This is a genomic window from Curtobacterium sp. NPDC092190 (genome assembly GCF_044755625.1).
GTDB lineage: Bacteria > Actinomycetota > Actinomycetes > Actinomycetales > Microbacteriaceae > Curtobacterium.
Map to the genome: position 1 here is coordinate 757768 of NZ_JBIVRJ010000002.1, position 11909 is coordinate 769676.

The window sequence follows — 11909 nt, forward strand, 5'->3', positions numbered from 1 at the left end:
GCCGCCCGCGGCTCAGAGCCGGCCGGCCGCCTTCGCGCGGATGTACGCGTCGGCGACGGCCGGTGGCACGGCCCCGGGCCCACCGCGCACGACCTCGGCGCCGGCCCGGCGTGCGACGTCCCCGACGCCGTCCGCGTCGAGCAGGGTCCGTTCCGCGGCCGCTCGTCGGTAGACGTCGCGCTCGGCACCGGACCCGGCCAGGAGGCGCGACACCCGTCCGTCCCGCTGCTCCGGTGTCCCGTGACCGGCTTCGGCGACCCCGCTCGCCATCCGCTCGACGGCCGGGTCCGCGATGCTCGTGACGACGACGGCGTGCCGTCGCGCGAGCCGGGGGAGCACCGCGAGCAGGTCGGCCGAGGCGCCGACGGAGTCCAGGCTCGACAGGAGCACGACGAACGAACGTGAGGTCGTCACGGCGTCGACGGCTGCCGGGACCGCCGACCACGCCGTCGCCGCGAGGCCCGGCTCGGCGAGTGCGAGCCGTTCGCCGAAGCGTCGCACCACGTCGGTCCGCGTCGCACCGTGCACCCGGTCGCGGACGGTGTCGTCGAGCACGACCAGCTCGACCCGGTCGCCGGCAGCCGTCGCGAGCGCGCCGAGCAGCAGCGCGGACTCGATGAACGTGTCGAGCCGCGGCTCGTCGTCGACGCGTCCGGCGCCGGCACGACCGGCATCGACGACGATGACGACGCGGCGGTCACGTTCCGGTCGCCACGTCCGGACGACCAGGTCCTGCCGCCGGGCGGTCGCGCGCCAGTCGATCGACCGCACGTCGTCGCCGCGCACGTAGTCGCGCAGAGAGTCGAACTCCGTCCCGTGACCCCGCAGTTGCAGGGTGGTCTCACCGTCGAGTTCGCGGAGCCGGGCGAGCCGGGAGGGCAGGTGCCGACGCGACCGGAAGGGCGGCGTGACCACCAGCGAACCGGGCGCGTCCAGGACGGCCTGCCGGGCGGCGAGGCCGAGCGGGCCGAAGGACCGGACGGCGACCCCGGCGCTGGTGCGACGGCCGCGACGGAAGGGCGTGAAGCGCACCCGGGCGGTCCGGCGTTCCCCGGCGGGCACCGTCGAGCGGATCCGGTGCGGCCCGTGGCCGGCGGAGGGCTCCCACATGTCCCGGACGACCGCGCGCAGCGGCCGACGTCCGTCGTTCGCCAGGACGAGCGTGCCGTCGGCGGTGCTGCCGCGTCGGACCAGCTGCGGCATCCGTCGCTCGACGCGGACCGAGCCCGGATCGGCGGCGAGCAGGACGTCGAGCCCGGCGGCGAGCACCACGACGGCCGCCCACGCCACGCCGCCCCAGGCGCTGCCGAGCAGCACCGTGGGGACGATCGCGACCGCCAGGAGCGCGACGAAGCGACCGGAGACGGCCACTAGAAGGGCACCCGGACCTGCTCGACGACCTGCTGCAGCACCCCGTCCGCCCCGACGCCCTCGAGCTCGGCGTCCGCGGCCACGCGCAGCCGGTGCCGCCAGACCGGCAGGAGCATCGCCTGCACGTGGTCCGGCGTGATCGCGTCGTAGCCGGTGAGCCACGCCCACGCCTTCGCGGCGGCGAGGAGCGCCGTCGCACCGCGGGGGCTCACGCCGATGCGGACGGACGGCGCCTGCCGGGTGGCGCGGGCGAGGTCGACCACGTACGCCAGGACGTCGTCGCGCGCCCCCACCGCGCGGACGGCCCGCTGCGCCGCGAGGACCTCGTCGACGCCGAGCACCGGCCGGACCCCGGCGGACCGGACGTCCCGCGGGACGAAGCCGTCCGCGTGCCGACGGAGCACCTGCCACTCGACGTCCCGGGGCGGCACGTCGAGCGTGAGCTTCATCAGGAAGCGGTCGAGCTGCGCCTCCGGCAGCGTGTAGGTCCCCTCGAACTCGATGGGGTTCATCGTCGCGGCGACGAAGAACGGGTCGGGCAGCGGCCGCGCGGCGCCGTCCACGCTGACCTGGCGTTCCTCCATCGCCTCGAGCAGTGCGGACTGCGTCTTCGGCGGCGTGCGGTTCACCTCGTCGGCGAGCAGCACGTTCGTGAAGACCGGGCCCTCGCGGAACGGGAAGGTGCCGGTCGACGCGTCGAACACGAGCGAGCCCGTGACGTCCCCGGGCATCAGGTCCGGGGTGAACTGGATGCGCTTCGTGTCGAGCGACATGGCCGCTGCGAGGCTGCGCACCAGCAGTGTCTTCGCGACGCCGGGGACGCCCTCGAGCAGGACGTGGCCCTGCGCGAGGATGCCGACGATCATCCCGGACACGGCGCCCTCCTGGCCGACGACGGCCTTGCCCACCTCGGCGCGGAGCCGGCCGAAGGCGTCCCGGAGCGCGTCGGTGCCGCCGGTCGGGCGTGACGTGGCGTCCGGTTCCGTGGCGGGCCGCGTCCTGGTGGTGGACGCAGCGTCGGTCCGGGTCGTGCCGTTCGGTTCCTGGGCGGGTGACGGATCGGTCACGGTCGTGCTCCTCGTCGGTTGCGGTGGGGCGTTCGGGGGGTGGAGGTCTGCGGGACGGGGGCGCCGGTCGCCGCGCGGACGGCACGCTCGAGCTCGTCGAGGGCCGCTGCGCCGTCGCGGAGCGCACGGTCGTCGGTCGTCGGGCCGCCCACCAGGACGGCGCCGACGGCGGGGTCGGGACGACCGGTCGCGCGGGCCGCGGCACGGACGACCTCGTCGACGTGCGCACCGCGGGGGAGCCCGAGGCGGTGCCCGACCCGTCGGAGCGCTGCGAGCCGCAGGGTGTCCAGCGCGTGCGTGCGGTCCCGGGTCCTGGCGTAGAGGCGTGCGCGCCCCTCGGTGGTCTCGGAGGCGCGGACGACCACGGGCATCCGTTCCACGACGAGCGGCCCGAGCCGGCGACCGCGCCAGACACCGGCCGCGACCGCGACGAGGCCGAGCAGCAGCAGGGCGCCGGGCACCCACGACGGTGCGAGCGAGCCGATCGTCGGCGCGGCGTCGGCCGACGTCCGGGTCGGCGTGTACCAGACGAGCCGGTCACCGGAACCGAGCAGGTCGAGTGCGAAGGCGGCGTTGCCCGCGGTCGTGATCGTGTCGTTCCGCAGCGCCCCCGTCGTGCCGACCAGGGTGACGTCGCCGCCGGGCGTGGCGGTCCGGACGATGCCGGCGACGCGGTCGTCCCCGCTGCCGGTCGTGGCGCAGAGGTCGGTGCCGGACGGGACGGGGCCGTCCGACGGCGGGCGGTAGCCCTGGCCGCTCGTGGTGATGCGCTCGGCGGCGGCGACGGCCGGGACGGCGCACCCGGTGGTCGCGACGGTGTCGTCCCCGAGCACGGGGCCGGCGGCGACCACGTCGAGGCCCAGGGCGTCGAGTGCGGCCTGGTCCGTGGTGACCAGGACGACGTGCTCGGCCGAGCGACCGAGTCGGCGGGCGACCCCGGCGTCGAGGGCGCCGGCGGAGTCGTCGACCAGGACCGTCGCACCGCGGAGTGCGTCGCCGTCGAGGCCGTCCACGCGGTCGACCACGTCGACCCGGGTGCCCTGCTGTTCGAGCACCCGGACGAGCGCCCGGGCACCGCTCGCCGTCGTCGAGGCCGGGTCGAGCGGCTCGCGGGACGGGTCGGTGGAGGACTGCACCGCCGCGGTGAGCCCGGCGAGCAGCAGGCCGACGAGCACGATGACGACCCAGAAGGCGACACGACCGAGCCTGCCCGGGGCGCGGACGACGCGGATCGCGGTCGCGGCGGCGCTCACGTCGACACCGCCGGTGCGACCGCGGGTCGGGCACCGCGCACCGTCGCCTCGGTGTCGATGACCGAGCGTGCCGTGGCCTCGTCGGCCTCGGTGCCGAGGTACCGGACGTCGTCGAAGGCGCGCGCTGCCCGGTCGATCCGGTCCGCGTGGTCGGGGAACCACGGTGCCGCGCGGCCGGCGACGGCCCGTGCCGTGGCGCCGGGGACCTCGCGCACGAGGTCGCGTTCGGCGAGTCCGCGCGCGACGGCGCGGTACCCGTCGAGGACCGCGGCGGACCAGTCGCCCGCGCGCAGGGCGGAGCGGGCGGCGTCGCCGAGCTCGCGGGCGGACCGGACGTCGTCGGCGTCGAAGACGCTCCCGTCGTCGGACCGCGCGGTGCGGGCCCGGCGACGGGGGAGACCGCGGGCGACGACCACGAGCACGACGACCGCCACGAGCACGACGACCGCGATCCAGAGCACGGACTGCCCGAGGACGGGGGAGTCCAGCCCGCCGCCCGGGCGGAAGGACCCGAGCCACTCGAGCACGTGGCGCGAGGCCCGGTCCCACCAGGTCGCGCGCGCACCGTCGTAGTCGGCTCGCTCGAGCTCGCGTTCGAGCAGTCGACGTGCCTCGTCCGGACCGAGCGTCACGAGCCGCCCGGCCACGGTTGCCCCGGCCACTGCTGCGACGGCTGCTGTGGGCCGGGCCACTGCTGCGTCGACGGCTGACCCGGCCAGGGCTGTCCGGGGCCCTGCTGTCCGGGCCAGGGCTGTCCGGGGCCGTGCTGTCCGGGCCCCTGCTGACCGGGCCACGGCGGGCGGGCGACGGCGGGCGCCGGTGCGAACGGGTCCGACGGCTCCCCGGTGTCCAGGTGCGCGGCGATCCGCTGGTCGAGCGCCTCGGTGCGGATGCGGCGGTCGAGGGCGAGGAAGGTCAGGACCGAGGCGCTGAGCACGTCGGTGACGCACTGCACGGCGATGGACAGCAGCGCACCGAGCACGATGGCCACGACGGCCCCGACGCCCACACCGGCGGCCGCGCCCGTCTGCCCGAGCGGGTCGAAGGCGCCGATGGCCAGGACCGTGCCGAACGTGAGCGGGATCGACGCGATCGACCCCGCGATCCCGAATGCGACCTGGACGAGCAGGACGATGCCGAAGGTGCGCCAGAACGCCCCGCGGGTGAGTCGCCACGACTGCGCCGCTGCCGAGAAGACGCCCCGGCCCTCGAGGGCGATCGTGGGGACGGTGAACGCGAACCTCGTCGCCAGCCAGGCGACCACGACGAGTGCGCCGAGGGCGAGCAGGAAGAACGCGCCGATGAAGCCGCCGATGCCGGAGCGACCCGCGACCAGACCGGCCGCGATGCCGACCACGAGTCCGCCGAACACCGCGCCGAGGACCAGGCCCGCGGCGAGCTGCAGCAGGATCCACGCGAGGACCGGCCACCGCCGACCGGCGAGGAGCGCCCAGAGGCCGCGGAAGCTCGCGCGGCGCCCGAGCACGCGCTGCCCGGTGTCCGCCGCGACCGGCGCGACGAGGAAGGCCCGGCCCAGGTAGGCCAGGAAGGGCAGCCCGACCGAGAGCACGAGGAAGAGGGTCACGGACCCGGCGACGACGTCCCCCGCGCCGCTCCCGCCGGCCTCGACCGCCGACGACATGCGCGCCTGCAGCGACTGCTGCCCGAAGGTGCTCGCCAGCGTCGCGAGGAGCCCGAGCACACCGCTGAGCAGCAGGCTCCAGAGGAGCAGGACGCGCGGGTTCCGCCGGAACACCGTGAACGCCCCCGCGAGCACGTCGCCCAGGCCGAGCGGCCGGAGCGGGACGACCGGGCGCTGCGCCGGCGGTCGCTGCGGACCGGGACCGGGACGCCCGGGGCCGGCGTGCTGCTGCCAGCCCTGCTGGGCCGGCCACGGCTGCTGCCCCGACCACCCGGCGGACGACGGCTGCCCTGCGGGGTGGGTTGGGCCTCCCGCCCGGTCCTCGCCCCCACCGGATCCCGGAACCTGCCAGTCGGCCATCGCCGCCCCCTCGTCGTGCTCGTGTCGCGCAGCGGAACGCGCGACCGTGCACCCATACTGTCGCAAGATCCCGGTGCGACGGGTGCTCGGCTATCGTGACTGTGGGTGCCGGCTCTCGGCACCGCCGCCCGTCCCACGGAGTCCATGCACATGACACCGCGCATCCTCGTCGTCGACGACGACCAGGCCCTCGCCGAGATGATCGGCATCGTCCTCCGTTCCGAGGGGTACGACCCGGAGTTCAGCGCCGACGGCAACGACGCCGTCGAGACGTTCCACAGCACGAAGCCCGACCTCGTGCTGCTCGACGTCATGCTGCCGGGGATCGACGGCATCGAGGTCTGCAAGCGGATCCGCGCGGACAGCGGCACCCCGATCATCATGCTGACGGCGAAGGGCGACACCGCCGACGTCGTCGCCGGCCTCGAGAACGGCGCCGACGACTACGTCGTCAAGCCGTTCAACCCGAAGGAGCTCGTCGCGCGCATCAAGACGCGGCTGCGGCCGACGGCGGGGGACGCGTCGGTGCTGCACGCGGGCGACCTGACCGTCGACGTCGCCGCGCACGAGGTCCGTCGCGGCGACACGGTGATCGCGCTCACCCCGCTCGAGTTCGACCTGCTCCGCGCGCTCGCCGAGAAGCCGAACCAGGTCTTCACCCGCGAGATGCTCCTCGACCAGGTCTGGGGCTACCACTACAAGGCGGACACCCGGCTCGTGAACGTCCACGTGCAGCGGCTCCGCGCGAAGATCGAGCACGACCCGGACAACCCGAAGATCGTCACCACCGTCCGCGGTGTCGGCTACCGGGCCGGAGGAGCCTGAGCACCGTGTCGTCGGCGTCGTCCGGTACCGCGGCGGGCGGGGGCGCACCGCGGGCCGGCCGCGGGTTCCCCGGTCGCGCCGCCCGTGTGCGGCGTCGGCTCCGCCGCTGGCTCCGTCGCGGGTGGTACGCGGTCGCCTGGCTGTGGCGCCGGTCGCTCATGGTGCGCAGCGTCGCGATCACCGTCGCGACGACCGGCCTCGCGGTCGCCGTCATCGGCACCGCGGTCATGATCAGCATCTCGAACAACGTCTACGCGCAGCGCCGCGACCAGATCGAGTCCGAGTCGGCCCGGGCGACGATCGTCGCGCAGGGCATCTTCGACGCGGCGACCGCGGCCGAGGACAACAACCAGACCGAGCTGGAGACCCTGCAGAGCGAGGCGCAGCAGGCGATCCTGTCGAACACGACGAGCCCGGGCGGCACGAGCATCGCCATCGAGCGGACGCCGGGGCAGTCGACGCCGCAGACGTTGCAGACCTTGGCGAGCCCGGGCTTCCCGGACGCCGTCATCACCGACGAGCTCCGGCGCGAGGTCGGGAAGGACACCGGGCGACTGAGCCTGCAGCCCGTGCAGCTCGACGACGACGGGCGGCGCGAGCCGGGCTTGGCCGTCGGGTCCGTCCTGCAGGTCCCGAGCGCCGGACAGTACGAGCTCTACATCGTGTACGACCTGTCCGACGCGCAGCAGACCCTCGACTTCGTGTCACAGACGCTGTCGGTCGGCGGCGTCGCACTGATCGTCCTCATCGCGCTCGTCACCTCGCTCGTGGTGCGGCTCGTCGTCGTGCCGATCCGCGGTGCCGCCGAGACGAGTCGCAAGATCGCCGCCGGCCGGCTCGACGAGCGCATCCCGGTCCGGGGCCACGACGACATCGCGATCCTCGCGCGCAGCTTCAACGACATGGCCGACGCGGTCAGCCGGCAGATCACCCAGCTCGCCGAGCTCTCCCGCGTGCAGCAGCGCTTCGTGTCCGACGTGTCCCACGAGCTCCGCACGCCGTTGACCACGATCCGGCTCGCGGGCGACATGCTCTACGACTCGCGGCACGCCTTCGAGCCGTCGGTGAGCCGGTCCGCCGAGCTCCTGCACGCACAGGTCGAGCGCTTCGAACTGCTGCTGGCCGACCTGCTCGAGATCTCCCGGTACGACGCCCAGGCGGTGCAGCTCGACACCGAACCCGTCGTGCCCGCCGCGCTCGCCGCCGACATCGTCGAGGAGTTCCGCCCGCTCGCCGACCGCGCCGGCGTCGACCTGCAGCTCGTCACCCCCGGCGGCCACACCACGATGCAGCTCGACGCGAAGCGCATCCGGCGGATCCTGCGGAACCTGGTCGGCAACGCGGTCGAGCACGGAGACGCGAAGCCCGTCCAGGTCGTCGTCGACAGCGACTCCCGGTCCGTGGCGATCGCGGTCCGTGACCAGGGCGTCGGGATGCCACCGGAGGACGCAGCGCGGGTGTTCGACCGCTTCTGGCGCGCCGACCCGAGCCGCAAGCGCACCATCGGCGGCACCGGCCTCGGTCTCGCGATCTCCCTCGGGGACGCGAACCTGCACGGCGGTCGGATCGACGTGTGGTCGCGCCCCGCCGAGGGCTCGACGTTCGTGCTGACCCTGCCGCGTGGCGAGTCGCTCGGCACCGCGACCTCCGCCATCCCGCTGCCCGAACTCGACGAGACCTACGACGGCCCCCGCGCCGTCCGGGGGGAGGACTGATGCGCGCACGACTCCGGACCCTGGTGGTGGTGACGCTCGCGGCGCTCTCCGTGGTCGCCCTCTCGGCGTGCGCGGCGATCCCGACGGGTGGCGGCGTGCGCACCGGGCAGTCGGTGAAGGACGAGGCGATCTCCGGCTTCGAGCTCCGCCCGGACCGACCGGTCGCCGGCATGGACCAGACCGCGATCCTGCGCGGCTTCGTCGCCGCCGGCACCGGCGCGCAGGACGACTACGGCACCGCCCGCGAGTTCCTCGCCACGGGGTTCGCCGAGAAGTGGAACCCGCGCCGCGGCGTCACCGTCCTGCAGGGCAGCGGCGCGGTCGAGCGGGTCGCCGACCGTGAGCTCACCTACACGCTGACCGCCAGTGCGACCGTCGACGCCGACGGCGAGTACACCCAGGCGGTCCGGCCGACGACGTCGACCCTGACGTTCCAGTTCGTCCGCGAGGACGGGGAGTGGCGCATCGCCTACGCCCCGGACGGGATCATCCTCACGCCCGTGAGCTTCGAGTCGCAGTTCCAGCAGCACGCGCTCTACTTCTTCGACCCGACGTACCGCTACCTGGTGCCCGACGAACGGTGGTTCCTCGCCCGGTCGTCCACGAGCACCCGCATCGCCAGTGCGCTGCTGGCCGGGCCGTCCGACTGGCTCAAGGGCGCCGTCGTGTCGGCCTTCCCGGAGGGGACGCAGCTCTCGCTCAACGCGGTCACGATCGAGAACGGCTCCGCGCTCGTCGACCTGTCGCGCGACGCCCTCGGTTCGAGCGGCGAGGACAAGGCGCGCATGCGCGAGCAGCTGACCCGCTCGCTCGCGTCGGTCGCCTCGGTGTCGTCCGTCTCGATCACCATCGAGGGGGCGACCTTCGCCGAGCCGGAGCAGCAGGACGCGACGGCGCGTCTCAACCCCGACGTCGACCCGCGACCGCTCGTCGACCGCGACGACGAGGTCGGGTACGCGACGGGCAGCGGTCGGATCGCGGCCCTCGGCGGCGACGCGAGCACGACGATCGCCTCCCTCGACCCGGAGTCGTTCTCGCTCTCCACGTCCGGCACGGTCGCCGCGGTGGGCAACGCCAGCGGCGTGGTCGTGGTCCGCGGTCGGGACGCGCTGCGCATCGACGCGACCGACGGACTGGTCCCGCCGACGCTCGACGACCTCGGCTTCGTCTGGGTCGGCAGCGGTGACGACACGAGCCGGGTGACGGCGTACGGGCTGGGTGGCGACCCGCACGAGGTCGCCACGACGCTGCCACGCGGTCGGCTCGTCTCGTTCCAGGTCTCCCGCGACTCCACACGGGCGCTCGCCCTCATCGAGACGGGCGACGGGCCCGCCCTGTACGTGATGGCGATCGTCCGCGGCAGCGACCGCACGCCGACGGGCCTCGGCTCGCCGGTGCGCGTGCAGGCGACCACGGGTGACGCCGTCGGTGCGGCCTGGGTGAACGACAGCGACGTCGTGTCGGTCGGGCAGACGGAGGCCGGCCCCGAGGTCGTCCGGTCGACGGTCGGCGGCCAGTCGACGACGTTGCCGAAGCCGGACGGGACGGCGTCCTCGGTGGCGGGCGGCAGCGGCGGATCGGTCCTGCTGCGCATGGCGGACGGCACGGTCCTGCAGTCCACCGGCGGCCGCTGGGACACCACGGGGGTCACCGCGGACGTGCTCGGTACCCAGCGCTGACGCGGCACGCGCCGCTCCTGCGGCGCGGCCGCCCCTGCGCGGGTAGCAGGGTCGTCCCTGCACGCGCGGCACGGCCGTTCCTGCACGCGCGGCGCGACCGTCCCTGCACACGCGGCGCGGCCGTTCCTGCACACGCGGCGCGGCCTGGAGGCCCGTCCACCGTCCGCCGCGACGGCCCACCTCGGCGGTGTGCCGGCGCCACGATCGACCCGTGTCCCGGACCGACCCGCGCCGCCGCACCCGCGCTGCCGGCGCCCCTCCCACCGCCCCTGCCACCGCACCGTCTGCCTGGTCGGACGCCGTCGCCGCGGTGCTCGGACTCGTGCTCCCCGTGGCCTGCGTCGGGTGCGGTGCGCCGGACCGCGCGGTCTGCCGGCCCTGCCGTGACGTACTCGACGCCGAGCCGCAGCGACGCCGGCTGGTCGCGGGTGTCCGACTCGACGCGGCCTTCGCCTACCGGGACACCGTGCGGGCCCTCGTCCTCGAGCTGAAGCTCCGTGGCCGGACGGACCTCGTGCCGGTGCTCGCGCCACGGTTCGGCGCGCTCGTCGACCGGGCACTGGCCGACGTCCCGGGAGCGCTGCTCGTCCGCGTGCCGCCGTCGCCTGCCGGGGCGCGGCGACGGGGCTTCGACCCGGTCGTCCTGCTGCTCCGCCGCGCGGGTGCTGCGCGTGGGCGGGCCCGTCGCGCGCCGCGCCGGGCACTCCGGCGAGTCCGGGGGCGGGTCCCCGCGGACCGGCCCGGCTCCCGGGCCACGACGCGCGTCGCGCACGGCCAGAAGGAGCGGACGGCACTCGAACGGGTCGAGGCGACGGTGGGCACGCTCCGTGCGGCGCACGTCGCGGGTCGGGACGTCGTGGTGGTCGACGACGTGGTCACGACCGGCGTCACCATGGCCGAGGCGGTCCGCGCGGTCCGTGCGGCCGGGGGTCGCGTGGTGCGGTGCGTCGCGCTCGCCGAGGTCGAGGAGTGACCGCTCGGGCCGCACCAGGACGGGTCGTACGCCGGCCCCGCGGGTGCGGCGGCTGGTCGGCCGGGTGGACGCCCGGCGACGCCTGAGCGTCGGGTGGGTGTCCGGCGCGACCCGCCGGTGGGTGGTGACGCCGCTCGGGCCGGGGGTCTAGCCTCGCGGCAAGGCGTTCGGGATCGCCGGATGGAGGCGACGCGCCGAAGTACGGATGGGAGCCGCCACATGGACGTGACGATCACGGGCCGGAACGTCGGGGTCACCGATCGATTCCGCACCTACGTGGAACAGAAGTCCGAGAAGATCGACGTGCTCGCCGACCGCGCCCTCGCCTTCGAGGTGCGCCTCAGCCGCCACAACGAGAAGGCCGGCGGCGCCCAGGGCGAGGACCGCGTCGAACTCACCCTGATCGGACCCGGGCCCCTCGTGCGGGCCGAGTCCGCCGCCTCGGACAAGTACGCGGCGTTCGACCTCGCCTTCGCCCGCATCACCGAGCGCCTGCGTCGGGCACGTGACCGCCGCAAGGTGCACCGCGGTCGCCACCGCCCGACCTCCGTGGCCGAGGCCGCCGGCACCGGGTTCGAGCACATGGATGTGACGCCGGCCGACGGACGGCTCATCGAGACCGTCGCGACCGGTGCCGTCCCCGTGGTCGAGGAGTCGCACGACGAGGACGTCGAGCCGTACTCGCCCGTGGTCATCCGGCAGAAGGTCTTCACCGAGGCCCCGATGACCCTCGACGACGCGCTCTACCGCATGGAGCTGGTCGGGCACGACTTCTACCTCTTCGTCGACGCCGAGACCCGGCGCCCGAGCGTCGTCTACCGCCGCAAGGGCTGGGACTACGGCGTGATCGGCATCGACGACGGGAGCGCGGACGGCAGCACCGCCGACGCCGACGCCGTCGGATCAGCGGCCGTCGCGTAGCGCACCGTCGCCGTCCAGCGGGTGCGTGCGGTCCTCGTCGGACCGTGCGCACCCGCTGCCCTCGTCGGCCGTCCCTGCTCGGTGCACCGCCCGTCTCCCAGCG

At 75.0% G+C, this 11909-nt stretch carries 10 protein-coding genes; 5 read left to right on the top strand and 5 right to left on the bottom strand.

What is annotated here, in order from left to right:
- Window positions 1-12: 12 nt before the first annotated feature.
- The 5 genes from ACIQFY_RS07760 to ACIQFY_RS07780 form a co-directional block, all read right to left on the bottom strand.
- Complete coding sequence (locus tag ACIQFY_RS07760; RefSeq protein WP_271826883.1) at window positions 13-1371, bottom strand: DUF58 domain-containing protein; 1359 nt, start codon at window positions 1369-1371, stop codon at window positions 13-15.
- Window positions 1371-2279: a MoxR family ATPase gene (locus ACIQFY_RS07765; RefSeq protein WP_066658390.1), complete on the bottom strand. Its 909-nt coding sequence runs from the start codon at window positions 2277-2279 to the stop codon at window positions 1371-1373. Before ACIQFY_RS07765 ends, ACIQFY_RS07760 begins: the two co-directional genes overlap by 1 nt.
- Window positions 2280-2434: 155 nt before the next feature.
- A complete protein-coding gene (locus ACIQFY_RS07770) occupies window positions 2435-3691 on the bottom strand; it encodes a DUF4350 domain-containing protein (RefSeq protein ID WP_271826884.1) in 1257 nt (418 codons plus the stop codon).
- The gene (locus ACIQFY_RS07775) at window positions 3688-4323 is read right to left on the bottom strand and encodes a DUF4129 domain-containing protein (RefSeq protein ID WP_144411323.1); all 636 of its coding nucleotides are present in this window, start codon (window positions 4321-4323) and stop codon (window positions 3688-3690) included. Before ACIQFY_RS07775 ends, ACIQFY_RS07770 begins: the two co-directional genes overlap by 4 nt.
- Complete coding sequence (locus ACIQFY_RS07780) at window positions 4320-5693, bottom strand: glycerophosphoryl diester phosphodiesterase membrane domain-containing protein (protein WP_400339185.1); 1374 nt, start codon at window positions 5691-5693, stop codon at window positions 4320-4322. Before ACIQFY_RS07780 ends, ACIQFY_RS07775 begins: the two co-directional genes overlap by 4 nt.
- Before the next feature lie 150 nt (window positions 5694-5843).
- Between ACIQFY_RS07780 and mtrA the strand changes: the two genes are divergently transcribed.
- The 5 genes from mtrA to hpf all read left to right on the top strand — a co-directional run bounded on the left by mtrA (window position 5844) and on the right by hpf (window position 11806).
- On the top strand, window positions 5844-6518 hold the full coding sequence (mtrA, locus tag ACIQFY_RS07785) for an MtrAB system response regulator MtrA (protein WP_066658387.1): 675 nt from the start codon (window positions 5844-5846) through the stop codon (window positions 6516-6518).
- A 5-nt stretch (window positions 6519-6523) separates the two neighbouring features.
- Entirely contained in the window at window positions 6524-8233 is a 1710-nt protein-coding gene (mtrB, locus tag ACIQFY_RS07790; protein ID WP_400339188.1) for an MtrAB system histidine kinase MtrB, read from the top strand.
- A complete protein-coding gene (locus ACIQFY_RS07795; RefSeq protein WP_400339189.1) occupies window positions 8233-9912 on the top strand; it encodes an LpqB family beta-propeller domain-containing protein in 1680 nt (559 codons plus the stop codon). The genes mtrB and ACIQFY_RS07795 overlap by 1 nt, the downstream gene beginning before the upstream one ends.
- A 211-nt stretch (window positions 9913-10123) precedes the next feature.
- Complete coding sequence (locus tag ACIQFY_RS07800) at window positions 10124-10885, top strand: phosphoribosyltransferase family protein (RefSeq protein ID WP_400339192.1); 762 nt, start codon at window positions 10124-10126, stop codon at window positions 10883-10885.
- 219 nt (window positions 10886-11104) lie between these two features.
- Window positions 11105-11806, top strand: coding sequence for a ribosome hibernation-promoting factor, HPF/YfiA family (gene hpf, locus ACIQFY_RS07805; RefSeq protein ID WP_209685224.1), 702 nt, complete (start codon window positions 11105-11107; stop codon window positions 11804-11806).
- The last annotated feature ends 103 nt before the right edge of the window (window positions 11807-11909 follow it).

Bases quoted from the DNA above. Each gene is read 5' to 3' on its own strand.
- ACIQFY_RS07780 (WP_400339185.1), bottom strand. From the start codon at position 5,693: ATGGCCGACTGGCAGGTTCCGGGATCCGGTGGGGGCGAGGACCGGGCG.
- mtrA (WP_066658387.1), top strand. From the start codon at position 5,844: ATGACACCGCGCATCCTCGTCGTCGACGACGACCAGGCCCTCGCCGAG.
- ACIQFY_RS07795 (WP_400339189.1), top strand. From the start codon at position 8,233: ATGCGCGCACGACTCCGGACCCTGGTGGTGGTGACGCTCGCGGCGCTC.
- hpf (WP_209685224.1), top strand. From the start codon at position 11,105: ATGGACGTGACGATCACGGGCCGGAACGTCGGGGTCACCGATCGATTC.